Source organism: Enterobacter chinensis (assembly GCF_034008295.1).
GTDB classification, from domain to species: Bacteria; Pseudomonadota; Gammaproteobacteria; order Enterobacterales; family Enterobacteriaceae; genus Enterobacter; species Enterobacter chinensis.
The window spans coordinates 121,093-144,560 of the sequence record NZ_JARDVI010000008.1; the positions used below are offsets into that span (position 1 = coordinate 121,093).

Sequence of the window (23,468 nt, forward strand, 5' to 3'; positions counted from 1 at the left end):
GGGTTCGCTTTATCAGTTGTGATAAGATGAACGAATGAGCCGTTATGGCCGTTTATCGAAAGGAAGAAGTCAATGCGCAATCTGGTTAAATATGTCGGGATTGGCCTGCTGGTTGTGGGTCTTGCAGCCTGTGATAACAGCGACACGAAAACGCCTGCTCAGGGCGCATCCGCAGAGAGCAACGCGACCGGCCAGCCGGTGAATCTGATGGATGGCAAACTCAGTTTCTCTCTGCCAGCCGATATGACTGACCAGAGCGGCAAGCTGGGCACCCAGGCGAACAATATGCACGTTTACTCCGACGCAACCGGGCAGAAAGCGGTCATTGTGATTGTGGGCGACGACACCAGCGAAGACCTGGCCGTACTGTCCAAACGTCTGGAAGATCAGCAGCGCGGCCGCGATCCGCAGCTGCAGGTAGTCACCAATAAATCCATCGAGCTGAAAGGCCACACGCTGCAGCAGCTGGACAGCATCATCTCTGCAAAGGGCCAGACCGCCTACTCTTCCGTGGTGCTGGGCAAGGTTGATAACAAACTGCTGACCCTGCAGATCACCCTGCCTGCGGAAAACCAGCAGAAAGCGCAGACGGCAGCTGAAAACATCATTAACACCATCGTGATCCAGTAAGACTTCACGATGATGACGTGGCCTCCGGTGCCTGCACCGGAGGCCATTTTTTTAGCCGCCATGTCAGCATTAGGGCGATAACCACCAGGCCCGCCGCGGCAAGATAGATAACCGGAACCCCTGCCCAGGCCATCACCAGCCCCGCCAGCGGGCCGGTAATGCCTAAAGACATATCCATGAAGACCGTATAGGTCGCCAGCGCCGCCCCCTGGTTCTGCTGCGGCACGGCTTTTACCGCCACCACGCCCAGTGCCGGGAAGACCAGTGAAAAGCCCGCCCCCGCGAGGAACACACCCACTTTCGCAACCCAGGGCACCATGGCTATTCCGGTCAACAGCAGCCCGACAATCTCGACACTAAAGCAGATCATCGCCACATTCAGCCCACCCAGACGGTTAATACCGTTAGGGAAAAGTAAACGCGCGCCCACAAACGCACAGCTGAAAAGGGTTAGCGCAAAGGCTGCGCCGTCCCAGCCTTTGGCGTCATAGAACAGGGTAATGAAGGTCGCGATGACTCCGAAGCCGGTGGTCGCCAGCGCCAGCGCCATACCGTACGGCCAGACGCGCCCCAGCACAGCCCGAAACGGCAGCGGCTTGCCCTTGCTGGCCTTCACCTTCGGGCGCGGCAGCGCAAAGAGGATCGCCAGAAGCGCGACCGCCATAATGGTGATGGCCAGTCCATACAGGCCGCCAAACGCATAACAGGCCACGCCGAGCGGCGCACCGAGCGCCATCGCGCCGTAAGTAACAATACCGTTCCAGGAGATCACCCGGCCAATGTGCGGCGCGCCGACTACCCCTACGCCCCACAGCGTCGAACCGGTTCCCGCCAGACTTTGCCCGATACCCAGGATGACGCGGCCCAGGCAGAGCAGCGCCAGGCTGACCAGCGGCCAGTGGCTGGCTGAGGCAGCCAGCAGGTAGCTCAGGCCGCTCAGGAAACAGCCGCACAACCCGACAACCACGATACTTTTTGGACCGAACGCGTCCGCGTAGCGCCCGGCATGCGGGCGGCTGAGGAGCGTGGCGAAATACTGCAGGCTAATCACCAGCCCCGCCCAGAAGGCACTGTAACCCATGACGTCATGGACATAGCCCGGCAAGACTGCCAGCGGCAGGCCGATGGTCAGATAGCTGGCAAAGTTGAAAATAACGACGGAAACGATGCGCAGATTAAGGCGCAGTCCGTTCAGTGCCGGTTCAGCGGCAGGTTCGGGCATGGGGTTCTACCTGGATTTTTTACAACAGTGTTTCACTATTACCACGGCGCAATAAGAAAATCAGCACCGACTTTCAGATTAACGGATCCAGACGAAGCGAAGCCCGGGCACTACACTTACCGGGTCATCACATTAAGGAACGCGCATGACTCCTAATCCGTCCGACAAAGCAGGACTCCACATCTTATTAAAACTCGCCTGTCTGGTGGTTATCCTTGCGGGTATCCATGCTGCCGCCGACATTATTGTTCAGCTCCTGCTGGCGCTCTTTTTTGCCATTGTGCTTAATCCCCTGGTCACCTGGTTTTTACGCCGGGGCGTCAGCCGCCCGGTAGCCATCACCATCGTGGTCATCGTGATGCTGATTGCCCTGACCGCGCTTTTCGGCGTGCTGGCGGCCTCGCTGAGCGAGTTTTCCACGATGCTGCCGCAGTACAACAAAGAGCTCACGCGGAAGATCGTGGCGCTGCAGGAGATGGTGCCTTCCCTTAATCTGCATATCTCACCCGAACGGATGTTGCGCCGGATGGATTCAGAGAAAGTCATGACCTACGCCACCACCTTGATGACGGGGCTATCCGGTGCGATGGCCAGCATTCTGCTGCTGGTGATGACGGTAGTGTTTATGCTGTTCGAAGTCCGCCACGTTCCCTATAAGCTGCGCTTTGCTCTGAATAATCCACAAATTCACATTGCCGGCTTACACCGTGCATTGAAGGGCGTTTCCAAATATCTGGCGCTGAAAACGCTCCTGAGCGTATGGACCGGGGTCATTGTCTGGCTGGGGCTGATGCTGATGGACGTGCAGTTCGCGCTGATGTGGGGCGTACTGGCCTTTCTGCTGAACTACGTGCCCAACATTGGCGCGGTGCTCTCTGCCGTACCGCCGATGATTCAGGCATTTTTGTTTAATAGTTTCTACGAATGCATGTTAGTCGGCGCGCTGTTCCTCGTGGTGCACATGGTGCTGGGCAATATTCTTGAGCCGCGCATGATGGGGCACCGGCTGGGTATGTCGACGCTGGTGGTGTTTTTATCCTTACTGGTTTGGGGATGGCTGCTGGGCCCGGTCGGGATGCTGCTCTCAGTCCCCCTGACCAGCGTGTGTAAGATCTGGATGGAGACCACCAAAGGCGGCAGCAAGCTGGCCATTCTGCTTGGGCCAGGGCGACCAAAAAGCCGGCTTCCGGGTTAAGCATCTGGGGTCGAACGGAGCATTACTCTAAGGGAAATTTTTAGGAGTAACGTTATTCGCAAGCCTGCGACAACACTGTACGATGTACGCTGCAACATCGCGCTTGCGAAGAAAACATCACAGAAACAGGTTTATCGCGGACGCGCTTAGATGAAATTCACACTCTCTATTATCGACTGGCAGGCAAGAGCGCCAGGACTCAGCGATGCCGATGCATGGCAGGCATGGTCGCGCCAGTCTGAAGCCATCGATCCCGCCGCGCCGCTTGCAAAACTGACTGACCTGCCGATGATGACAGCCCGCCGTCTCAATTCTGGCAGTAAGCTGGCCGTCGATATCGGTCTTGCGATGCTTCGCAAACATCGTATTGATGCCGTGGTCTACAGCAGTCGCCATGGCGAACTTGAACGCAACTATCGTATTCTGCAAGCGCTGGCGACGGAGCAACCCGTCTCTCCCACCGATTTTGCGATGTCCGTCCACAATGCCGCGGTCGGCAACCTCACGATTACCGCGGGTCAGCCAATTGTTTCATCCTCGGTTTCTGCCGGTATAGACACTTTCCAGCAAAGTTTGTGCGAAGTGTTGAGTTTGCTCCATGCGGGCTACTCCCGCATTTTGCTGGTAGATTTTGACGGCGAACTACCTGAGTTTTATCAAACCGGACTTCCGCCGCAGATGCCTGTCTGGCCTTACGCCCTTGCGCTGGTGATTGAAGCCGGAGACACGCTCTGCTGTGAAACCCGGAGCGCAAGCGCAGGTGAAGAGCCAGCGTTGCCGCAAAGCCTTCAGTTCCTGCGACATTATCTGAGCGACGCGCAGCAATTTACCCTTGCAGGCGAGCGTTTGCAGTGGCAGTGGACACGCTAATGAGCCGGTTCCTGTCCCGTATCAATCGGTTATGGCGCATGCTGATGACCGGATTCTGCTTCGCGCTGTTTGGCCTCGGCGGGCTGCTGCTGTCGCTGGTCTGGTTTAACCTGCTGCTGGTTTTCCAGCGCGATCGCGCGAAACGCCGCCGACTGGCGCGACGCAGTATTTCAGCCAGTTTTCGGCTGTTTCTGGCGGTCGTTCGCGGAACCGGCGTGCTGGATTACCGTTTCACCAACCTGGACGTACTGCGCGCCGAGCGCGGCTGCCTGGTGATAGCGAACCATCCTTCGCTGCTGGACTATGTGATTCTCGCTTCGGTCATGAACGAAACCGACTGTCTGGTGAAAAGCGCGTTGCTGCGTAACCCCTTCGTCAGCGGCGTGATCCGTGCAGCCGACTACCTGATCAACAGCGAAGCAGAAACGCTGCTTCGTGCCAGCCAGCAGCGTCTGGCGCAAGGGGATACCCTGCTTATCTTTCCGGAAGGCACTCGTACCCGCGCAGGTGAAGCCATCACCCTGCAACGGGGGGCGGCGAATATCGCCGTTCGTTGCAACCGATCCCTGCGCGTGGTGGTGATCCACTGTAGCGAACGCATGCTGGATAAACAGAGTCGCTGGTACAATGTGCCGCCCAAAAAACCTGTTTTTACCGTGGATGTACGCGAACGCATCAACATTCATGATTTTTACGATGCAAGCCAGCATGAACCTGCGCTGGCGGCAAGGCAGTTAAACCGGCATATGCAGCAGCAATTAATATCCGGTCTTCAATCTTTGTCAGGAATAAAAGATGCAAGCGCTCTATCTTGAAATTAAGAATCTCATTATCTCTACGCTGAATCTGGAAGAACTTACCCCAGAGGATATCGATACCGACGCTCCGCTGTTTGGCGACGGACTGGGTCTGGACTCCATTGATGCCCTGGAGCTGGGGCTGGCTGTGAAAAATCAGTACGGCGTAGTGCTTTCTGCCGAAAGCGACGAGATGCGTCAGCACTTCTATTCCGTTGCCACGCTCGCCGCTTTTATCCATCAACAACGCGCCTGAGAATGACCCGCTATGACAGAACAAGAAACGATTTATCAGGAAGTCTCTGCGCTTCTTATTAAACTTTTTGAACTCGCCCCTGAGGACATTACGCCGGAGGCCCGGCTTTACGAAGACCTGGATCTCGACAGCATAGATGCCGTAGATATGGTGGTTAACCTGCAGAAGAAGACGGGCCATAAAATTAAGCCTGAGACCTTCAAAGCGGTGCGCACCGTTCAGGACATCGTGGACGTTGTGGAACAACTCCAGCGCGAAGCCTGACGTGCCTGCCATTCCGCTCATCCCGATACTGACGGGCCTGATGCTGCTGGCATGGCCTTTTTTGATTGGCTATGGCCTTGCAAGCCACAATTTACAGTGGATACTGCCCGTGATGGCGCTGGTGTTGCTGCTGCGTTTATATCAGGCGCGCCAACATAGCGGTCCCCTGCGCTACGTTTTCCTGAGCGTGACGCTGGCCGGGGTGGTTCTGTGCGTTGCGAGCGCGCTTCTGCACGCTCACCAGTGGGTACTGTTTTATCCGGTGGTCGTCAATCTGGTGATGCTGGTGGTCTTTGGGGGCTCGCTGTGGACATCCATGCCGATGGTTGAACGGCTGGCGCGGATACGCGAGCCCCACTTGTCTCCTGCCGGGGTGCGTTACACGCGCAAGGTCACTCAAGTCTGGTGCGGCTTTTTTATCGGCAACGGGGCAATCGCGCTGTTTACCGTGCTGTACGCCGACATGCGCCTGTGGACGTTGTGGAACGGGGTAATTGCCTACATCCTGATGGGAACGCTGATGGCCTCCGAGTGGCTGGTGCGCCAGCGGGTGATGAAAAGAGAGAACGATGAGTAAACCCCTTCCTCTTAGCCAGTGGCTAAATGCCCCGCGTCCTGATGAGGCACCGATCGCCTGGCTCGACGAACGCGTCTGGACCCTCGGCGACCTGCGCCACGATGTCACGCGGCTGGTCGACATGCTGCGTCAGGAGGAAGGCGAGCGCTGGGCGCTCTGTTTTGAAAACGGCTATCTTTTTATCGTCGCCCTGCTGGCGACGCTTCATGCGGGTAAAACGCCCGTGCTCCCCGGCCACAGCCGGGCTGCGCAGCTTAACGAACAGCGGGCCATGTTCAGCGGCGTCCTGAGTGACACAACGCTCGACTTCTCGGGGCGGCAGCGGTTGGTGGCTTCCACGCCGCGAACAAACAACGACTTTTCCCCCCTGCCTGCCATTGACGATACGCGCGTGATCGAGCTTTTTACCTCTGGCTCTACCGGCGTGCCGCAGCGGGTGATTAAGCCGGTTATTAGCCTGGATCGGGAAGCCCGTTTACTCGCTGACCGGTTTGGCGAACGACTGACGGGCTGTAGCGTCGTGGCATCCGTGGTGTTGCATCACCTGTATGGCCTGACGTTTCGCGTCGTCTTACCCATGGCGCTCGGTCTATCAGTACATGCCCGTCTGCTCAACTATGCCGAGCAGCTCTCAGCCCTGTCCCACGACAAACGCTATCTTTTCATCAGCAGCCCGGCGTTCCTCAAGCGGCTGGATACGGCACTGACGCCGCCTCCCATTGCCCTGCTCTTCTCCGCAGGGGGCGTACTGCCCTGGCGAGACATCACCGCGTTTCAGAGCTGGCTCAACGTCTGGCCCGATGAAATCTACGGCAGCACCGAAACGGGAGTCATGGCCTGGCGTCACCGTCAGGATGAAACCACGCTCTGGCAGCCATTCCCCGGCGTGACGTTCCACGGCGATCGCGTGACGTCGCCGCTGATCCACGAGGCAGAAGGGATAGCGCTGGATGATATCCTGCACTTCGCGGCTGACGGGCAGTTCAACATCGTTGGACGCCGGGGTCGGGTGGTCAAAATTGAAGATAAACGCATTTCGCTCGATGAGATTGAGCAGAGGTTACTGGCGCTGGACGGCATCTGCGACGCCGCCGCGCTGGCGGTCTCGCGCCGTGGACGCCAGGCCATTGGCGTGCTGTTGGTGCTCAGCGACGCGGCGCGTTTGCACAGAGATAACGTGGGTAGAAATGCTCAGGAATCCGCCTGGCGTCGCGCCCTTCGCCCCTGCCTTGAACCGGTTGCCGTGCCCCGCTACTGGCGGATCGTCGATGAAATCCCGGTCAACAGCATGAACAAGCGTGTGACTGCGCAGTTACAGGAGCTATTTCATGAAGATTCATGAAATCGAACGCCACCAGCCCCAGCCGGAGCATCTGGAGATAACCCTTTATCTTGATCCTGACCTGCTCTGGTTTAAGGGGCATTTTGCCGTCCAGCCGCTGCTCCCGGGCGTTGCACAACTCGACTGGGTCATGCATTACGCCATCACCCTGATGGCACCGGGCTACCGTTTTCACAGCATTCAGAATGTGAAGTTTGCCGCCCCACTGTTGCCGGACAACACGGTGACGCTGGTCCTTGACTGGCACCCCGCACGTCAGATGCTCAGCTTCAGCTACCAGCGCCATGCGGGCAGCGAGCGCCATACCGCCAGCAGCGGGAAGATTCGCCTATGTCAGTAACGTTCCGTCCCTGCGTGCTGATCCCCTGCTACAACCACGGTGCGATGATGGCAACGGTGCTCGCACGCCTGGCGCCGTTTGAACTCCCGTGCCTGGTGGTGGACGACGGCAGTGAAGAACACACGCGCCGCACCCTTGCACACTTAGCGGAGCAGCATCCTCAGGTCACGCTACTGCGTCTGGCGAAAAACAGCGGCAAAGGAGTGGCGGTGATGGCGGGGCTGAAAGCCTGCGCTGAGCGCGGCTTCACCCATGCGATCCAGGTGGACGCCGATGGCCAGCACGCCATTGAAGATATCCCCCGGTTTCTGGCGCTGGCGCAACGTCACCCTGATGCACTGATTTCCGGTCAGCCCGTTTACGATGACTCTATTCCACGCGCGCGCCTCTACGGACGCTGGATAACGCACGTATGGGTCTGGATTGAGACCCTGTCCCTGCAGCTGAAAGACAGCATGTGCGGCTTTCGGGTCTACCCGATTGCACCGGTCATGCAGCTTGCCGCCCGGACGTCGCTCGGCAAGCGCATGGATTTTGATACGGAAGTGATGGTCCGTCTCTACTGGCAGGGCAATACGAGCTATTTTCTGCCGACCCGTGTCACCTACCCGGCAGATGGTGTATCCCACTTCGATGCGCTAAAAGATAACGTGCGCATCTCGCTGATGCATACCCGTCTGTTCCTGGGAATGCTGCCGCGCATCCCCTCCCTGCTGATGCGCCATCGCCCGCAGCACTGGGCGCAACAGCAGGAAGTGAAAGGGCTGTGGGGAATGCGCCTGATGTTACGCGTCTGGCAGCTGCTTGGGCGCAAGGCCTTCACCCTCCTGCTGTGGCCGGTCACGGCCGTTTACTGGCTAACCGCTCGTTCGGCGCGTCACGCATCGCGGCAATGGCTGAGGCGCGTTAAGCAGGTTATGGCGCAGCGGCAGATCCCTCAGCCACCCCGGCTGCACAGCTTTTTCCACTTCCTGCGTTTTGGTCAAGCCATGCTGAACAAAGTGGCCAGCTGGCGCGGCGAGATGCACCTTCATCGCGATCTGGTATTTGCGCCGGGCGCCAGCGAGGCGCTGGGGCTGGACGACCCTCAGGGCAAACTGCTGCTGGCTTCGCATCTTGGCGATGTGGAAGCCTGCCGGGCGCTGGCCCAGCGTGAAGGGGGAAAAACCATCAACGCGCTGGTCTTTAGCGATAACGCCCAGCGCTTTAAGCAGATCATGGAAGAGATGGCTCCGCAGGCGGGCATTAACCTGATGCCCGTCACCGACATCGGCCCGGAGACCGCTATCCTGATTAAAGAAAAACTGGATCGCGGAGAGTGGGTAGCCATCGTGGGCGACCGGATCGCCGTCACGCCACAGCGCGGCGGCAGCTGGCGCGTGATCTGGAGCGATTTTATGGGCCAGCCCGCGCCGTTCCCGCAGGGGCCATTTATCCTGGCCTCTATTTTGCGCTGTCCGGTGGTGCTGATTTTTGCCCTCAGCCAGCAGGGGAAGCTTACCCTGCACTGCGAACCGTTTGCCGACCCGCTGCTCCTGCCTCGCGGTGAACGCCAGCAGGCGCTGCAACAGACTGTCGATCGCTATGCCCAGCGGCTGGAGCATTACGCCTTACTGTCGCCGCTCGACTGGTTTAATTTTTTCGATTTCTGGCAGTTGCCCGAGATCGCCGAGAAGGAGTAAAGGGTGCTGACCGATCCCCGCTTTACGACGGAAGTTGAGTTAACCGTCCCGTTCCACGACGTCGATATGATGGGCGTGGTCTGGCACGGTAACTATTTCCGTTACTTTGAGATTGCCCGCGAGGCTCTGCTCAATCAGTTCGATTACGGCTATCGCCAGATGAAGGACTCGGGCTACGTCTGGCCGGTTGTCGATACGCGTGTGAAGTACCGCGATGCGGTGACGTTTGAGCAACGAATCCGGGTACGTGCGCACATTGAAGAGTATGAAAATCGGCTGCGCATTGCCTATCAAATCTTCGACGCGCAGACCGGTAAACGGACCACGACCGGTTACACCATCCAGGTGGCGGTCGACGAGGCCACCCGCGAAATGTGCTTTGTCAGCCCGGCAATACTGTTTGAACGTATGGGAGTGACGCCATGAAATGGTTGCCTTTGCTGGCGCTGATCTTCAGCCCGCTGGTCAGCGCCGTGACGCTGGATGAGTTGCAGCAGCGCTTCACAGAGCAACCTGTGGTGCGCGCGCACTTCGAGCAGGTTCGCACGATAAAAGATATGCCGCAGCCGCTGCGTTCCCAGGGCGAGATGCTGATCGCCCGCGATAGCGGCCTGCTGTGGGATCAAAAAGCCCCGTTCCCCATGACGCTGCTGCTGGACGACAAACGAATGGTTCAGGCGATCAACGGCCAGCCGCCGCAGACCATTACCGCCGAGAATAACCCGCAGATGTTCCAGTTTAACCACCTGCTGCGGGCGTTGTTCCAGGCCGACCGCAAGGTGCTGGAAGAAAACTTCCGCATCGATTTTAAAGACCTGGGAGAAGGCCGCTGGTCGCTGGTGCTCACCCCAAAAACGACGCCGTTGGACAAGATTTTCGCCACCCTCGATCTGGGCGGTGCAACGTATCTGGAGTCCGTTCGTCTCAACGACAAACAGGGCGACCGCACAGATATCACCCTCAGCCGCCACCAGCTGACGCCCGCCAGCCTGACCGATGACGAACGCCAACGCTTTGCCGCACCGTAAATCCCTGCGCCCGGCGCTGCTGTGGGCCACGCTATGCCTGATTCTGCTGGGCGTGCTGCTGTCGCTGCTGCCCGGTGCGCGCCTTAACAGCAGCGTGCTGGCCATGTTGCCGAAACAGACGCTGGGGGCCATTCCCCCGGCGCTTAACGACGGGTTTATGCAGCGGCTCGACCGCCAGCTGGTCTGGCTGGTCAGCCCAGGCAAAGATCCGGATCCGCGCGTGGCGCAGCAATGGCTGGAACTGCTGCAAAACAGTGGCTCGCTCAGTGAGGTCAAAGGCCCGATGGACGCCGCCGGTCAAAAAGCCTGGGGAGAATTCTTCTGGCAGCACCGAAATGGCCTGATCGATCCGGCCACCCGCGCCCGCCTGCAAAACGGCGGCGAAGCGCAGGCACAGTGGATTTTATCCCAGCTTTATTCGGCCTTTTCCGGCGTGAGCGGCAAGGAGCTGCAAAACGATCCCCTGATGCTGATGCGCGGCTCGCAGCTCGCGCTGGCGCAAAACGGCCAGAAAATGCGGCTGATTGATGGCTGGCTGGTGACGCAGGATGAAGCCGGAAACACCTGGTATCTGCTGCACGGCGAGCTGGCCGGTTCCTCCTTTGATATGCAGCAAACCCACCGGCTGGTGACCACCCTTAAGGCGCTGGAGGTGAAGCTCAAAGCGCACTATCCGCAGGCGCAGCTGTTGTCTCGCGGCACGGTGTTTTACAGCGATTACGCCAGCCAGCAGGCCAAACGAGATATCTCAACGCTCGGTGTCACCACACTTCTGGGCGTGCTCCTGCTGATTGTGGCGACGTTTCGCTCCGTTCGGCCGCTGCTGCTGTGCGCCGTCTCCATTAGCATCGGCGCGCTGGCGGGCACGGTCGCCACCCTGCTGCTTTTTGGCGAGCTGCACCTGATGACGCTGGTGATGAGCATGAGCATCATCGGAATTTCGGCAGATTACACCCTGTATTACCTGACCGAGCGGATGGTGCACGGTAGCGAAAGTTCACCGTGGCAAAGCCTGGACAAAGTACGTCATGCCCTGCTGCTGGCGCTCCTGACGACCGTCGTGGCGTACCTGATTATGATGCTGGCCCCCTTCCCTGGGATCCGCCAGATGGCGCTGTTTGCCGCCGTGGGGCTGAGCGCTTCCTGTCTGACGGTGATCTTCTGGCATCCCTGGCTGTGCCGCGGTTTGCCGGTACGCCCGGTTCCGGCCAGGGGTTTGATGTCGCGCTGGCTGGCCGCCTGGCGACGTAAAAAAACGCTTGCTGTTGGCCTGCCCGTCACGCTGGCGCTCCTTTCCGCCGCAGGGATTAGCACCCTGAAGGTGGACGACGATATTGCCCAGCTGCAGGCGCTACCGAAAGCGATTCTGGCGCAGGAGAAGACCATTACCGCCCTGACCGGCCAGAGCGTCGATCAGAAGTGGTTTGTGGTTTACGGCGCGTCGGCCCAGCAAACGCTGGAGCGGCTGGAGGCCTTCACCCCGGCGCTGGCGCAGGCACAAAAAATGGGTGAGCTTGCAGGCTGGCGAACCCTGCCGCTGAACTCGATGGCGCGTCAAAAAAGCGACCTTGCGCTGTTGCACAACGCCGCGCCGGCGGTAACGAACGTGCTGCACAATGCGGGGCTTAACACCGTCTCACCGAATCTGGCAGCCATGCCTGTCAGCGTGGAGGCCTGGCTTGCCAGCCCGGTCAGCGAAGGCTGGCGTCTGCTCTGGCTGACCCTGCCAGGCGGCGAAAGTGGCGTACTCGTTCCGGTGGACGGCGTCAAAAACAGCGCGGCACTCAGCGAGCTGGCCGTCCGCCATAAAGGGGTTGTCTGGGTCGATCGCAAGGCCAGCTTTGACAGCCTGTTTGCCCTCTACCGCACCCTGCTGACGGGGCTACTGTGTGTAGCGCTGGCGGTGATTGCCTGCGGCGCGATGATCCGTCTTGGCTGGCGTAAAGGGCTTATCAGCCTGGTGCCATCGGTGCTGTCGCTCAGCTGCGGGCTGGCGGCGCTGGCCGTCGCCGGGCATTCGGTTAATCTGTTTTCACTGCTGGCGCTGGTGCTGGTGCTCGGCATTGGCATCAACTACACGCTATTTTTCAGTAACCCCCGCGGCACGCCGCTGACGTCGATGCTGGCCATCACCCTGGCGATGATGACCACGCTGCTGACGCTGGGCATGCTGGTGTTCAGCGCGACGCAGGCCATCAGCAGCTTCGGTATTGTGCTGGTAAGCGGCATTTTCACCGCCTTCCTGCTGGCCCCGCTGGCGATGCCGGTTAAGAACGAGAGAAAACGATAATGAACGCTTTTTACCGCGCCGCCGCGCTGGCTGCGGCGTTGCTGCTGGCAGGCTGCAGTCATTCGACCGATACTGAAGGGACGCGCCCGCAGGCCTGGCTTCAGCCGGGAACTCAGGTGACGCTGCCGCCGCCTGGCATTACCCCGGCAATCCGCTCACAGCAGTTACTGACCGGCCGGTTTAACGGCCAGACCCAGTCGCTGCTGGTTCTGCTGAACGCTGACGGGCAAAAAGTGACGCTGGCCGGGCTCTCCTCGGTGGGGATCCGCCTGTTCCTCGCAACCTATGATGGCACCGGGATCCACACCGAGCAGTCTGTCGTTATGCCGCAGTTGCCACCCGCCAGCCAGGTGCTGGCGGATGTGATGCTCAGCCACTGGCCACTCAGCGCCTGGCAGCCGCAGTTGCCGAAAGGCTGGACGCTAAACGATACTGGCACCCGACGCGAACTGCGTAACCCCGACGACAAACTGGTGACCGAGATTGTCTACCTGCAGCGCAAAGGTAAGCGCGAGCCGATCAGCATTGAGCAGCACGTTTTTAAATACCACATCACCATTCAATATCTGGGTGACTGAGATGATTTACATTTCCGCTGTTGGCATGGTCAACGCGCTGGGCAACTCGGCCGACGAGATCGCGGCAAACCTGAACGCCGGGATTGCTCCCGGTATGCGTCCTCGCGCCGGATGGCTACAGGGATTGCCCGATGCCATCCTGGGCGGTGTTGAGGGTGAACTGCCGCCAATACCGGATAGCCTGTCAGCGCATCGCAGCCGTAACAATCAGCTGTTGCTGGCGGCGCTGGCACAGATTCAGCCTACCGTCGAGGCCGCCATTGCGCGCGTGGGGCGCGACCGCGTGGCGGTGGTGCTCGGCACCAGCACCTCGGGGCTGGATGAAGGCGATGAGTACGTGCGCCTTTCCCTGAACGGAGAACCCAGCCCACAATGGCAGTATCCGCAACAGGAGCTGGGTGACCCCTCCCGCTTCCTGGCCGACTGGCTGCAGCTGGACGGTCCGGCGTATACCATCTCGACAGCCTGCTCCTCCAGCGCTCGGGCGATCATCAGCGGACAGCGTCTGATCGACGCAGGGCTGGTGGACGTGGCGATTGTTGGCGGTGCAGATAGCTTAAGCCGGATGCCGGTCAACGGCTTTAACAGCCTTGAGTCGCTCTCGCCGACGCAGTGCGAACCGTTTGGCCGCGACCGCCGGGGGATCACCATTGGTGAAGCGGCGGCACTCATGGTGCTGACCCGCGAACCGGATCGGGTTGCGCTGCTGGGGGCGGGGGAATCGAGCGATGCTTACCATATCTCTGCCCCACATCCGCAGGGGGAAGGGGCGATCCGCGCGATTACCCAGGCGCTGAATGAGGCGGGAATGATGGCCGATGACGTGGGTTATATTAATTTGCACGGCACCGCCACCCCTCTCAACGATCGCATAGAGGCGAGCGTGATTAGCGCCCTCTTTGGCGACCGGGTACCGTGCAGCTCCACCAAACATTTAACCGGCCATACGCTTGGCGCGGCGGGGATCACCGAAGCGGCATTAAGCTGGCTGATCCTGACCCGTGACCTGCCGCTGCCGCCGCAGGATTTTGCCCGCTACGCACCAGACGATACGCTGCCTGCCTGTGGCCTACTGCACAAGAGCGTAGCGCTGAAAAAACCGGTGATTTTATCGAACTCATTCGCCTTCGGCGGTAACAACGCCAGCCTTCTGCTGGGGAGAGTGTCATGAGTTATTTATCTCCCAGCGACTACCTTCCTCACGACGCGCCGATGATGCTGCTGGAGCGCGTTGAGCGTGTCTCCGACAGCGGCGCGGTGTGCAGCGTCACGGTCGACAGGCACGGTGTCCTTGCCCCCTTCCTGAACGCTGACGGCGATCTGCCGGGCTGGTTTGCGCTGGAACTGATGGCCCAGACCGTGGGCGTCTGGTCTGAATGGCAACGTCTGCAGAAAGGCCTGCCCCACAGTGCGCTTGGCATGGTGCTGGGTGCGCGCGAGCTGGTCTGCGGCGCAGGACGCTTTGGAGCAGGTACCACGTTGACCATTTCCATCGAACGCCTGATGCAGGATGAACGTTTTGGCAGCTTTGAATGCATCATCCGGGCAGATACCGCCCCTCTTGCCACGGGCCGCGTGAATACTTTCCAGCCCAGCGAGGACGAATTAACCTCACTTTTCATTCAGGGAGCTCCATCATGACACGTTCCGTACTGGTCACCGGGGCCAGCAAAGGCATTGGCCGCGCAATCGCCCGTCAGCTTGCGGCTGACGGTTTCACCGTGGGCGTGCATTACCATCGTGATGCTGACGGCGCCAGAGAGACGCTGGATGAGATTGTTCAGGCCGGTGGAACGGGCCGTTTACTGACGTTTGACGTGGGCAACCGCGAGCAGTGCCGCGAGGTTCTGGAACAGGAAATCAGTACGTTTGGTGCATGGTATGGCGTGGTCAGTAATGCCGGGATCGCCCGCGATGGCGCGTTTCCGGCGCTCAGCGAAGAGGACTGGGACAGCGTCATCCACACCAACCTCGACAGTTTTTATAACGTCATTCATCCCTGCATTATGCCGATGATAAGCACCCGCAAAGGCGGGCGAATTATCACCCTGTCATCCGTTTCAGGGGTGATGGGCAACCGTGGACAGGTGAACTACAGCGCTGCCAAAGCCGGTATTATCGGTGCCACCAAAGCCCTGGCCATTGAGCTGGCAAAGCGCAAAATCACCGTCAACTGCATCGCACCAGGGCTGATTGATACCGGCATGATCGAGATGGAAGAGGCCGCGCTGAAAGAGGCCATGTCCATGATCCCGATGCAACGTATGGGTCAGGCCGACGAGGTGGCCGGGCTGGCGAGCTATCTGATGTCGGACCGTGCAGGCTATGTGACTCGCCAGGTGATCTCGATCAACGGGGGGATGCTATGACGCGTCGGGTGGTGATTACGGGGATGGGGGGTGTGACCGCCTTTGGCGAGAACTGGCCGACCATTTCACAGCGTCTGCTCGGCTACGAAAACGCCGTGCGCACCATGAATGAGTGGCGGGAGTATGACGGTCTGCAAACGCTGCTGGCCGCGCCCATCGAGGACTTCACCCTCCCGGCACACTATACCCGTAAGCGCATTCGCGCCATGGGCCGCGTGTCGCTGCTCTCAACCCGCGCCACCGAACTGGCGCTTGAGCAGGCGGGATTGATCGATGACGCGGTGCTGACGCAGGGTCAAACCGGCATCGCCTATGGATCGTCGACGGGCAGCACGGGGCCGGTCAGCGACTTCGCCTCCATGCTGATGGAAAAACACACCAATAACATCACCGGCACCACCTATGTGCAGATGATGCCGCATACCACTGCGGTCAATACCGGGCTGTTCTTTAGTCTGCGGGGGCGCGTCATTCCCACGTCGAGCGCCTGTACCTCCGGCAGCCAGGCAATTGGTTACGCCTGGGAAGCCATTCGCCACGGCTATCAAACCGTCATGGTTGCCGGGGGCGCCGAGGAGCTTTGTCCGTCAGAAGCGGCGGTATTTGATACGCTGTTCGCCACCAGCCAGCGCAACGACGCACCGAAAACCACGCCGTCGCCATTCGATACAGAGCGCGATGGCCTCGTCATCGGTGAAGGGGCTGGCACGCTGATTCTGGAAGAGCTGGAGCACGCCAAAGCGCGCGGGGCCACCATCTATGGCGAAATCGTGGGCTTTGCCACCAACTGTGATGCGGCGCATATCACCCAGCCACAGCGTGAAACCATGCAGATTTGCATGGAGCAATCGCTGGCGATGGCGGGCTTAAGCGCCACGGACATAGGGTATATTTCCGCACATGGTACCGCCACCGATCGCGGTGATATTGCTGAAAGCCTGGCCACTGCTGCCATCTATGGCGACAAAGTGCCTGTCTCTTCGCTGAAGAGCTATTTTGGCCACACGTTAGGGGCCTGCGGTGCGCTGGAAGCATGGATGAGTGTGCAGATGATGCGTGAAGGCTGGTTTGCCCCGACGCTCAATTTAAAGCAACCAGATGAGCAATGCGGTGCTTTAGATTATATTATGGGAAAAGCACGCCAGATCGATTGCGAGTATCTGCAGAGCAATAACTTCGCATTTGGCGGCATCAACACCTCGATTATCATTAAACGCTGGGCGTAACTATGTACCAGTTTGTACTGGGAAAAATCTCCACCCTTTGCGCGGACCCGCTGGCGTCAACGCTCGCAGACAGAGCACCTCAGGGTGCCCGACATGCCTCCTGGCTGGCGGGCAGGACGCTGCTCGCCAGAACGTTATCTCCTCTCCCGCTCCCCGACATCATTTACGGCGAGCAAGGAAAACCGGCCTTTGCGAAGGGGAGTCCGCTGTGGTTTAACCTGAGCCATAGCGGTGACGATATCGCCTTACTGATGAGCGATGAAGGCGAAGTCGGTTGCGATATTGAAGTGATTCGGCCCCGACAAAACTGGCAGGCTCTGGCCAATGCCGTCTTCAGCATGACAGAGCACGATGAGCTGGAGCGTGTAGCGCCGGAGGAGCAACTTTCCGCGTTCTGGCGTATCTGGACACGGAAAGAAGCGATTGTGAAACAGCGTGGCGGCAGTGCCTGGCAGATTGTCAGTATTGATAGCACGGCGCAGGCACACGCGGTCAGCCAGTTACAGATAGGCTCGCTGAGCCTGGCCGTCTGTACAACGACGCCATATACCCTGACCACCGAGTCGATTATTCACTTTGGGGCGTTCGGGGCAGAAAAATCACTAACACACCCAGAATAATAAACCCGACGCCCACCAGCCCGTGCCAGGAGAAGCGCTCCCCCCAGCCTGGCAGCAGGATCGCGGCGCCCCACACCAGAATATAACTGAGACTCAGCAGGGCATACGCTTTGCTGAGCGCCATTCGATGCAGCGCCAGATACCAGCAGCCCATCGAGGCCACATACCCTATCAATCCCAGCAGCAACGCGCCGGTGCCGGACGAGAAGTGCCACAGTGCAGAAATAAACGCCAGGATATCGCTGACGGGTGGCAATGCCTGCATAGCGCTTCGCAGCAGCAGCTGCGCGGCGCTGACTAACAGCACGCTGCATAAGGCCCAGAATGCCCCTTTCACAGGCTCCCTCCCAGGATAATAATCCCAATGATGATGAACCCAACCCCCAGCCAGTGATGCGACGCGACGTTCTCACGCCAGAATGCTTTCGCCGCCAGCGTCACCCAGACAAAATTGAGGCTCAGCATAGGGTAGGCAATGCCAACAGGCAGACGTTGCAGCACCACCAGCCAGACCAGCATCCCGCTGCCCAGCGCCAGCAATGCGAGACCAAGCCACAGAGCGATATGCGCGCCACGCCGCCCGGCTTTCGCCGGACGGGTGGCTTGTTTCTGGCACAGCTGCCCTGCGCAGCTTAGCAAGCTTGCCAGTATCAGCCAGATCCAGGTCATCACTTAGGCAAATACTGCAGGTAGGCCAGACGGCCCTGGATATACACGCTGTCCGGCTCTGGCAGATTAGCCCGCGAAAGGTCGTCGCGTTTTGACAGCAGGATAACCAGTGATACGCGTCCCTGCTGACGATGCTCCGCCAGCCACTGCGCGAAATCATCTTTACCGACAAAACGATCTTTCACATCGGGATAATCCAGCCCGTAACGCAGTTCGCCACTCTGACCAAACAGCGTGATGTCATTACGCTTTAGCTCCCACGCCAGGCCAGCGGCCAGGCCAACGTTATTGGCCAGCACAAATCGGCTGTCCTGAAGCGGCTCGCGCACGGTATCGACCAGCGACTGCGGCTGTTTGGAATCCACCACCAGGTTAGGAATAGCAAAGCCAATCAGCAACGCCAGGCCCGCAGGACACAAGGCAGCCAGCCACCAGCGCTGCTGACTCTGCCTGAACGTAAACCAGCCTACCGCAGCCCAGATGAGGAACGCTACCACCGCACAGAAGACTTTATACAATTCAACCGACGTCCAGACCGGATGCTTAGACAGTCCCCACGGCGAGACCACCAGCGCCGCCACCACGCCGATGACGCCAAACGCCAGGTTAATCCCGCCGTTAATGCGCAACGCTCTGGCGCCTTTTTCCGCCGCGAGGCAGGCATAGCGCGCCATCAGGATAGCCAGCGGGGCAAAGCACGGCAGAATATAGGTCGGCAGCTTGCCTTTGGCGATGCTGAAGAACAGCAGCGGCATCACCACCCATCCCAGCAGATAGACCCCCCCTCCGGCGTTTTGTCTGTCATTCCAGCCGAGGCGAAACGCGCCGGGCAGTAGCGCCAGCCACGGCAGGCTTCCCGCAATCAGGAACGGCAGGTAATACCAGAACGGTGCTTTATGCTGCGCGTCACTCTGGGCAAAACGCTGAATATGCTCAACCCAGAAGAAGTAACGCCAGAAATCAGGCTCACGCTGCGCAATGGCCAGCGCCCACGGCAGGACAATCAGCACGCAGCTCAGGATTGCGAGCCAGCCAAATATCAGCACCTCTTTCCAGCGCTTCTGGGCAATCACCCACGGCAGGACGCCAATCACCGGTACCGCCAGCGCCAGGAAGCCTTTGGTCATCACCCCCATCCCACACGCCAGGCCAAGCAGCACATAGCCACCCGCTTTTCCGGCAACGGTTTCAGCCTGTGAAGCCAGCCAGAAGCTGCACATTGCCGCCACCAGCCACAGGGTGATGATGGGATCCAGCACCGCGTAAGTACCGATGCCATACACCAGGAACAGGGTCAGGAAGATCAGGCCGGAGAAAATGGCTGTCCGCTTATCCCGCCAGAGACGCCAGGCCATCCAGATAACCAGCAGCGCCGTTAACCCGGTAGAGAATATGGACCCGGCGCGCACGGCAAGGTTCGTATGCCCAAACAGTAATTGCCCGATACTGTTGATCCAGTAGCCAGCGATCGGTTTTTCAAAGTAACGCAGCCCCAGAAAATGCGGGACAACCCAGTCTCCGGATGCCAGCATTTCGCGACTGATTTCCGCATAGCGGGTTTCATCAGGCTGCCACAGCAGGCGGATATCGACTGGAATGAGGTAGTAAACGATAAACAGTGCGAGAAGCGCTAAGCCATAACGGGCTGTTTTCATGGGGCCGAACTCACGGTTTGTTGATAACCAAGCCAGCCTTCCCGGCCAGCCAGTTCATTACGTACAACTTTGCCCACAGGCAGGGTACTGAGATCGTCTGGCAGCAGCTCGCTCAGCGGGCAAAATTCAATACCCTCCTGAGCGGCCATCGTCAGTAGCGCATCGAAATCATGCTGATACGCAATCCCTTCCACTTCCGCATGGATGGTATACACCGGTGTACCGGCGTCACGATGCATGCAGTCAAGGATATAGCGATTGAACGCCTCAGCCTTCACCTCGCGCCCCACCACTTCATCCCAGGTAGGAAGCGTGACAGGAATTTGCACCGTACCGTAGCGGTTTTCCCCTAAAAGCGGCAAAAAGGGCCCGGTTCCGCGGCAATCGCTGTTGTAGCGAAACGCGAACGCTTCTTTGGCTTTCACGACGCGTTGATCCGCACGCCATCCAGCCACGGCGGAGCAGCGCACGGGCTGGCCGGTAATGGCCTCCAGTTCCAGCATTCCGCGCTCAACCTCACGGGACAGGCGCGGGATGTCCCAGACGCCAGCCCAGGCTTGCCAGGCATGGTGATCCCAGGCATGCAGGCCAATCTCATGATGCTGGGCCGCCTCACGGATAACCGCTTCATTACCCGCGCCGATGCGCCTGCCGGGCCATGCGGTGCCGGCCAGCAAAATATCCCAGCCATAAAGGGATGCTGCGCGCGAGCGCAGCATTTTGAACAGAAATGCCGGTTTAACCAGACGCCATAAATGGCGTCCCATGTTGTCAGGCCCCACGCTGAAGAAAATGCTGGAACGCACACCATGCTTGCTCAGCAGTTCCAGCAGTTTGGGTACGCCGTCACGCGTTCCCCTGAAGGTGTCGACATCAATGCGTAAACCGACTTTTTTCATGAGTCCTGTTCCGACAGCTCCACGGTGCGCAGGAAGAAGTCGAGCGTCTCATCAATGGTCAACTCCATCTTCACCGTCGGCGTCCAGTTCAGGCAGCGCTTCGCATTGCGAATGCTTGGCTTACGGTGCTCAACGTCCTGATACCCTTTACCGTAGTAGCTGCTGCTTTCCACTTCGCGGAAACCGGCAAACGGCGGGAATTTATCGCGCAGCGGATGGCGCTCAAAGCTGGCCAGCAGCATCTCTGCCAGCTCGCGAATGCTCGCTTCGTTATCCGGGTTACCGATGTTGATGATTTCACCGTTGCAGCGGTTATCTTTGTTTTCGATGATGCGGAACAGGGCTTCGATACCATCGCTGATATCCGTAAAGCAGCGTTTCTGTTTACCGCCTTCGATAAGCTTGATCGGTGAGCCTTCTACCAGGTTCAGGATCAGCTGGGTGATCGCACGGGAGCTACCGATACGCGCCGCGTTCAGGTTATCCAGACGTGGCCCCATCCAGTTAAACGGACGGAACAGGGTAAAGCGCAGCCCTTCTTTCTCACCGTAGGCCCAAATGACGCGGTCCAGCAGCTGTTTGGAGACAGAGTAAATCCAGCGCTGTTTGTTGATCGGCCCGACCACCAGGTTGGAAGTATCTTCATCGAAGTTTTTGTCGGTACACATGCCGTACACTTCAGAAGTGGACGGGAAGATGATGCGCTTGTCGTATTTCACGCAGTCGCGGATGATCTTCAGGTTCTCTTCGAAGTCCAGCTCGAACACGCGCAGCGGGTTACGGGTGTACTCGATTGGCGTGGCAATGGCGACCAGCGGCAGCACCACGTCACATTTTTTAATGTGGTACTCGATCCATTCAGAGTGGATGCTGATATCCCCTTCCACGAAGTGGAAACGCGGGTTGTCGAGGAAACGGCTGATCGCATCAGATCCAATATCCAGACCGTAGATTTCGTAATTATCGTCTTTGAGCAGGCGTTCGGTCAGGTGGTTACCGATAAAACCGTTCACGCCGAGGATCAGCACGCGGGTGCGGCGTTTGATAGCCACAACCGGCGCGCTGGTGATCAGTGCCCCTGCCACCAGACCCAGAGACTGTGCCAGCTGGGTGCCCTGAACGTACAGGCCGTTGTCGGTTTGCCCGGTGACGATCTCCAGCGCCTGCTCGCCGCAGCTCACAACCAGCGGGGAGACAGAGATGACGGTGCCCGGTTTGGCGGCCGGAATATCATCACGCACGCGAGATTTCCAGACGATAAATTTGCTCACTCCCGCAAAGCTGTATGCGCCCGGCCATGGATCGGTCACGGCACGCACCAGGTTGTGCAGCTGGCGGGCTGGCTTGTTCCAGTCCAGACGACCGTCTTCCGGCGCGCGGCGGCCAAAGCAGCTTGCCTTGCTCTCATCCTGCGCGGCTTCGCTGAAGGTACCGCTGAGGATAGCGGGAAGTGCATCACGCAGCAGCGTCTGTGCCGTCGCATTCAGCTTTTGATGCAGCTGCAGCGCGGTTTCGTCCGCATCAATAGCGACTTTCTGCTGTGCCACGATAGCGCCCGCGTCCGCACGACGCACCATGCGGTGCAGCGTCACGCCCGTTTCCGTTTCACCGTTCACCAGCACCCAGTTCAGCGGGGCGCGGCCACGGTAGGCAGGCAGCAGAGAGCCATGAAGATTAAAGGCCCCTTTTGCAGCCAGACCTAAGATCTCGTCGGAAAGCAGGTTGCGATAGTAGAACGAGAAAATCACATCAGGCGCGAGCGCGCGAATGCGCTCCACCCACAGCGGGTGGTTGACGTCGTCCGGGGCATAAACCGGAATCCCACGCTCGGCAGCGATACGCGCCACGGAGCCGAAAAAGTTATTCTCTCCGGCCGTGTCCGGATGGGTAAAGATTGCCGCAATGTCATAGCCCGCTTCCAGCAGGGCCAGCGTGCCCGTGCACCCCATATCGTGATAGGCAAATACAACAGCTTTCATGGGTGAATTTCCTCTTGAGATGCTTTGTGTTCCTGACGGACGACACGTTGAATAAAGTAGCGCGGACGCGCGCGAACATCGTTATAAATTCGGCCAATGTATTCACCGAGGAGACCCATCCCGACAAACTGGGCGCCGATGAACATAAACAGCACGGCAAAGAGCATGAAGACCCCTTCCGCCGCCCACTGCGGGCCAAAGACCAGTCGCAGCACGACCAGCAGGACGGACAGCGCAAAGCCGGCAATGGCGATGATGCTGCCGAAAACGCTCAGCAGACGCAGCGGCGTGGTGGTCAGGCAGGTGATGAGGTCGTACATCAGGTTGATGAGACGCATAAAGCTGTACTTCGACTCCCCGTGCTCGCGTTCGGCGTGCAGTACCGGGATTTCCGTTGCCTTACGGGCAAAGGTGTTGGCGAGGATCGGAATAAAGGTGCTGCGTTCATGGCAGTGAAGCATGGCGTCGATAATATGACGGCGATAGGCGCGCAGCATGCAGCCGTAATCGCCCATCGCTTTACCGGTTGTGCGCTGGATAAGACGGTTAATGGTCCGCGAGGCCAGTTTACGGAACAGACTGTCCTGGCGGTTTTGACGCACCGTGCCGACCACGTCGTAGCCTTCATCAGCTTTAGCAACCAGGCGCGGGATCTCTTCCGGCGGGTTTTGCAGGTCAGCGTCCAGGGTGATGACCAGATCGCCCGTGACGTGGCTAAACCCCGCCATAATCGCCGAGTGTTGGCCGTAGTTACGGTTGAGCAGCACGGCAACAATATGGCTGCCTTCAGCCTGAGCGGCTTCGGTCAGCATCAGCGCGGAATTATCGCTACTGCCGTCATCCACCAGCAGAATTTCGTAAGCCTTACCCATCGTGTCGCAGGCGGCCGTGGTACGGCGGATCAGTTCGGGCAGGCTCTCCTGCTCGTTATAAACCGGGATGACCACGGAAACTTTTTGTACGGGCGGTGCACTGAACAT

Annotated in this window: 26 protein-coding genes; 19 read left to right on the top strand and 7 right to left on the bottom strand. The window is 59.0% G+C overall.

Going from position 1 to position 23,468, the window contains the following annotated elements; all coding sequences use genetic code 11:
- Positions 1 to 72: 72 nt before the first annotated feature.
- The gene (locus tag PYW49_RS21220) at positions 73 to 630 is read left to right on the top strand and encodes a DcrB family lipoprotein (protein ID WP_047345722.1); all 558 of its coding nucleotides are present in this window, start codon (positions 73 to 75) and stop codon (positions 628 to 630) included.
- A 4-nt stretch (positions 631 to 634) separates the two neighbouring features.
- Here PYW49_RS21220 and PYW49_RS21225 read toward each other — a convergent pair whose 3' ends face one another.
- The gene (locus tag PYW49_RS21225) at positions 635 to 1,852 is read right to left on the bottom strand and encodes an MFS transporter (RefSeq protein WP_320387429.1); all 1,218 of its coding nucleotides are present in this window, start codon (positions 1,850 to 1,852) and stop codon (positions 635 to 637) included.
- A gap of 145 nt (positions 1,853 to 1,997) precedes the next feature.
- Between PYW49_RS21225 and PYW49_RS21230 the strand changes: the two genes are divergently transcribed.
- The 18 genes from PYW49_RS21230 to acpT all read left to right on the top strand — a co-directional run bounded on the left by PYW49_RS21230 (position 1,998) and on the right by acpT (position 17,286).
- The gene (locus PYW49_RS21230; RefSeq protein WP_134348138.1) at positions 1,998 to 3,047 is read left to right on the top strand and encodes an AI-2E family transporter; all 1,050 of its coding nucleotides are present in this window, start codon (positions 1,998 to 2,000) and stop codon (positions 3,045 to 3,047) included.
- Between the two features lie 150 nt (positions 3,048 to 3,197).
- Complete coding sequence (locus tag PYW49_RS21235; RefSeq protein WP_320387430.1) at positions 3,198 to 3,917, top strand: beta-ketoacyl synthase chain length factor; 720 nt, start codon at positions 3,198 to 3,200, stop codon at positions 3,915 to 3,917.
- Positions 3,917 to 4,732: a lysophospholipid acyltransferase family protein gene (locus PYW49_RS21240; protein WP_134348140.1), complete on the top strand. Its 816-nt coding sequence runs from the start codon at positions 3,917 to 3,919 to the stop codon at positions 4,730 to 4,732. Before PYW49_RS21235 ends, PYW49_RS21240 begins: the two co-directional genes overlap by 1 nt.
- Complete coding sequence (locus PYW49_RS21245; protein WP_010436544.1) at positions 4,713 to 4,970, top strand: phosphopantetheine-binding protein; 258 nt, start codon at positions 4,713 to 4,715, stop codon at positions 4,968 to 4,970. The genes PYW49_RS21240 and PYW49_RS21245 overlap by 20 nt, the downstream gene beginning before the upstream one ends.
- A gap of 12 nt (positions 4,971 to 4,982) precedes the next feature.
- Positions 4,983 to 5,234: an acyl carrier protein gene (locus tag PYW49_RS21250; RefSeq protein ID WP_134348141.1), complete on the top strand. Its 252-nt coding sequence runs from the start codon at positions 4,983 to 4,985 to the stop codon at positions 5,232 to 5,234.
- The gene (locus tag PYW49_RS21255; RefSeq protein ID WP_320387431.1) at positions 5,206 to 5,811 is read left to right on the top strand and encodes a COG4648 family protein; all 606 of its coding nucleotides are present in this window, start codon (positions 5,206 to 5,208) and stop codon (positions 5,809 to 5,811) included. The genes PYW49_RS21250 and PYW49_RS21255 overlap by 29 nt, the downstream gene beginning before the upstream one ends.
- On the top strand, positions 5,804 to 7,153 hold the full coding sequence (locus PYW49_RS21260) for an AMP-binding protein (RefSeq protein WP_134348143.1): 1,350 nt from the start codon (positions 5,804 to 5,806) through the stop codon (positions 7,151 to 7,153). Before PYW49_RS21255 ends, PYW49_RS21260 begins: the two co-directional genes overlap by 8 nt.
- Positions 7,140 to 7,493, top strand: coding sequence for an ApeI family dehydratase (locus tag PYW49_RS21265; RefSeq protein ID WP_134348144.1), 354 nt, complete (start codon positions 7,140 to 7,142; stop codon positions 7,491 to 7,493). The genes PYW49_RS21260 and PYW49_RS21265 overlap by 14 nt, the downstream gene beginning before the upstream one ends.
- Positions 7,484 to 9,175 (top strand): glycosyltransferase family 2 protein, encoded by a 1,692-nt coding sequence (locus PYW49_RS21270; protein ID WP_320387432.1) that lies wholly within the window; start codon positions 7,484 to 7,486, stop codon positions 9,173 to 9,175. Before PYW49_RS21265 ends, PYW49_RS21270 begins: the two co-directional genes overlap by 10 nt.
- Positions 9,176 to 9,178: 3 nt before the next feature.
- Positions 9,179 to 9,601, top strand: a complete 423-nt coding sequence (locus PYW49_RS21275) for an acyl-CoA thioesterase (protein WP_134348146.1) — start codon at positions 9,179 to 9,181, stop codon at positions 9,599 to 9,601.
- Entirely contained in the window at positions 9,598 to 10,203 is a 606-nt protein-coding gene (locus PYW49_RS21280; protein WP_134348147.1) for a LolA family protein, read from the top strand. Before PYW49_RS21275 ends, PYW49_RS21280 begins: the two co-directional genes overlap by 4 nt.
- Positions 10,172 to 12,493 (top strand): MMPL family transporter, encoded by a 2,322-nt coding sequence (locus PYW49_RS21285; protein ID WP_320387433.1) that lies wholly within the window; start codon positions 10,172 to 10,174, stop codon positions 12,491 to 12,493. Before PYW49_RS21280 ends, PYW49_RS21285 begins: the two co-directional genes overlap by 32 nt.
- On the top strand, positions 12,493 to 13,071 hold the full coding sequence (locus PYW49_RS21290) for a DUF3261 domain-containing protein (RefSeq protein ID WP_320387434.1): 579 nt from the start codon (positions 12,493 to 12,495) through the stop codon (positions 13,069 to 13,071). Before PYW49_RS21285 ends, PYW49_RS21290 begins: the two co-directional genes overlap by 1 nt.
- Before the next feature lies 1 nt (position 13,072).
- On the top strand, positions 13,073 to 14,242 hold the full coding sequence (locus PYW49_RS21295) for a beta-ketoacyl-[acyl-carrier-protein] synthase family protein (RefSeq protein WP_320387435.1): 1,170 nt from the start codon (positions 13,073 to 13,075) through the stop codon (positions 14,240 to 14,242).
- Positions 14,239 to 14,712, top strand: a complete 474-nt coding sequence (locus PYW49_RS21300; RefSeq protein ID WP_320387436.1) for an ApeP family dehydratase — start codon at positions 14,239 to 14,241, stop codon at positions 14,710 to 14,712. The genes PYW49_RS21295 and PYW49_RS21300 overlap by 4 nt, the downstream gene beginning before the upstream one ends.
- Complete coding sequence (locus tag PYW49_RS21305; RefSeq protein WP_320387437.1) at positions 14,709 to 15,440, top strand: 3-ketoacyl-ACP reductase FabG2; 732 nt, start codon at positions 14,709 to 14,711, stop codon at positions 15,438 to 15,440. Before PYW49_RS21300 ends, PYW49_RS21305 begins: the two co-directional genes overlap by 4 nt.
- Positions 15,437 to 16,666 (top strand): beta-ketoacyl-ACP synthase, encoded by a 1,230-nt coding sequence (locus PYW49_RS21310; protein WP_320387438.1) that lies wholly within the window; start codon positions 15,437 to 15,439, stop codon positions 16,664 to 16,666. The genes PYW49_RS21305 and PYW49_RS21310 overlap by 4 nt, the downstream gene beginning before the upstream one ends.
- 2 nt (positions 16,667 to 16,668) lie before the next feature.
- Entirely contained in the window at positions 16,669 to 17,286 is a 618-nt protein-coding gene (gene acpT / locus PYW49_RS21315; protein WP_134348154.1) for a 4'-phosphopantetheinyl transferase AcpT, read from the top strand.
- Here acpT and arnF read toward each other — a convergent pair.
- Genes arnF through arnC form a run of 6 tightly spaced genes read right to left on the bottom strand, consistent with a single transcriptional unit; the run spans position 17,234 to position 23,468 of the window.
- Positions 17,234 to 17,623, bottom strand: coding sequence for a 4-amino-4-deoxy-L-arabinose-phosphoundecaprenol flippase subunit ArnF (arnF, locus tag PYW49_RS21320; protein ID WP_320387439.1), 390 nt, complete (start codon positions 17,621 to 17,623; stop codon positions 17,234 to 17,236). The two genes, acpT and arnF, sit on opposite strands and share 53 nt — an antisense overlap.
- Entirely contained in the window at positions 17,620 to 17,955 is a 336-nt protein-coding gene (gene arnE, locus PYW49_RS21325) for a 4-amino-4-deoxy-L-arabinose-phosphoundecaprenol flippase subunit ArnE (RefSeq protein WP_320387478.1), read from the bottom strand. Before arnE ends, arnF begins: the two co-directional genes overlap by 4 nt.
- Positions 17,955 to 19,610, bottom strand: coding sequence for a lipid IV(A) 4-amino-4-deoxy-L-arabinosyltransferase (gene arnT / locus PYW49_RS21330; RefSeq protein ID WP_320387440.1), 1,656 nt, complete (start codon positions 19,608 to 19,610; stop codon positions 17,955 to 17,957). The genes arnE and arnT overlap by 1 nt, the downstream gene beginning before the upstream one ends.
- The gene (gene arnD / locus PYW49_RS21335; protein WP_320387441.1) at positions 19,607 to 20,509 is read right to left on the bottom strand and encodes a 4-deoxy-4-formamido-L-arabinose-phosphoundecaprenol deformylase; all 903 of its coding nucleotides are present in this window, start codon (positions 20,507 to 20,509) and stop codon (positions 19,607 to 19,609) included. Before arnD ends, arnT begins: the two co-directional genes overlap by 4 nt.
- Positions 20,506 to 22,488: a bifunctional UDP-4-amino-4-deoxy-L-arabinose formyltransferase/UDP-glucuronic acid oxidase ArnA gene (gene arnA, locus PYW49_RS21340; RefSeq protein WP_320387442.1), complete on the bottom strand. Its 1,983-nt coding sequence runs from the start codon at positions 22,486 to 22,488 to the stop codon at positions 20,506 to 20,508. Before arnA ends, arnD begins: the two co-directional genes overlap by 4 nt.
- Entirely contained in the window at positions 22,485 to 23,468 is a 984-nt protein-coding gene (gene arnC / locus PYW49_RS21345) for an undecaprenyl-phosphate 4-deoxy-4-formamido-L-arabinose transferase (protein WP_134348216.1), read from the bottom strand. Before arnC ends, arnA begins: the two co-directional genes overlap by 4 nt.

Bases quoted from the DNA above. Each gene is read 5' to 3' on its own strand.
- arnT (WP_320387440.1), bottom strand. From the start codon at position 19,610: ATGAAAACAGCCCGTTATGGCTTAGCGCTTCTCGCACTGTTTATCGTT.
- PYW49_RS21310 (WP_320387438.1), top strand. From the start codon at position 15,437: ATGACGCGTCGGGTGGTGATTACGGGGATGGGGGGTGTGACCGCCTTT.
- PYW49_RS21290 (WP_320387434.1), top strand. From the start codon at position 12,493: ATGAACGCTTTTTACCGCGCCGCCGCGCTGGCTGCGGCGTTGCTGCTG.
- PYW49_RS21230 (WP_134348138.1), top strand. From the start codon at position 1,998: ATGACTCCTAATCCGTCCGACAAAGCAGGACTCCACATCTTATTAAAA.
- PYW49_RS21265 (WP_134348144.1), top strand. From the start codon at position 7,140: ATGAAGATTCATGAAATCGAACGCCACCAGCCCCAGCCGGAGCATCTG.
- PYW49_RS21285 (WP_320387433.1), top strand. From the start codon at position 10,172: ATGACGAACGCCAACGCTTTGCCGCACCGTAAATCCCTGCGCCCGGCG.
- PYW49_RS21225 (WP_320387429.1), bottom strand. From the start codon at position 1,852: ATGCCCGAACCTGCCGCTGAACCGGCACTGAACGGACTGCGCCTTAAT.
- PYW49_RS21240 (WP_134348140.1), top strand. From the start codon at position 3,917: ATGAGCCGGTTCCTGTCCCGTATCAATCGGTTATGGCGCATGCTGATG.
- acpT (WP_134348154.1), top strand. From the start codon at position 16,669: ATGTACCAGTTTGTACTGGGAAAAATCTCCACCCTTTGCGCGGACCCG.
- PYW49_RS21235 (WP_320387430.1), top strand. From the start codon at position 3,198: ATGAAATTCACACTCTCTATTATCGACTGGCAGGCAAGAGCGCCAGGA.
- arnC (WP_134348216.1), bottom strand. From the start codon at position 23,468: ATGTTCAGTGCACCGCCCGTACAAAAAGTTTCCGTGGTCATCCCGGTT.
- arnA (WP_320387442.1), bottom strand. From the start codon at position 22,488: ATGAAAGCTGTTGTATTTGCCTATCACGATATGGGGTGCACGGGCACG.
- PYW49_RS21270 (WP_320387432.1), top strand. From the start codon at position 7,484: ATGTCAGTAACGTTCCGTCCCTGCGTGCTGATCCCCTGCTACAACCAC.
- PYW49_RS21280 (WP_134348147.1), top strand. From the start codon at position 9,598: ATGAAATGGTTGCCTTTGCTGGCGCTGATCTTCAGCCCGCTGGTCAGC.
- PYW49_RS21300 (WP_320387436.1), top strand. From the start codon at position 14,239: ATGAGTTATTTATCTCCCAGCGACTACCTTCCTCACGACGCGCCGATG.
- PYW49_RS21250 (WP_134348141.1), top strand. From the start codon at position 4,983: ATGACAGAACAAGAAACGATTTATCAGGAAGTCTCTGCGCTTCTTATT.
- PYW49_RS21220 (WP_047345722.1), top strand. From the start codon at position 73: ATGCGCAATCTGGTTAAATATGTCGGGATTGGCCTGCTGGTTGTGGGT.
- PYW49_RS21260 (WP_134348143.1), top strand. From the start codon at position 5,804: ATGAGTAAACCCCTTCCTCTTAGCCAGTGGCTAAATGCCCCGCGTCCT.
- arnD (WP_320387441.1), bottom strand. From the start codon at position 20,509: ATGAAAAAAGTCGGTTTACGCATTGATGTCGACACCTTCAGGGGAACG.
- PYW49_RS21245 (WP_010436544.1), top strand. From the start codon at position 4,713: ATGCAAGCGCTCTATCTTGAAATTAAGAATCTCATTATCTCTACGCTG.
- PYW49_RS21295 (WP_320387435.1), top strand. From the start codon at position 13,073: ATGATTTACATTTCCGCTGTTGGCATGGTCAACGCGCTGGGCAACTCG.
- arnE (WP_320387478.1), bottom strand. From the start codon at position 17,955: ATGACCTGGATCTGGCTGATACTGGCAAGCTTGCTAAGCTGCGCAGGG.
- PYW49_RS21305 (WP_320387437.1), top strand. From the start codon at position 14,709: ATGACACGTTCCGTACTGGTCACCGGGGCCAGCAAAGGCATTGGCCGC.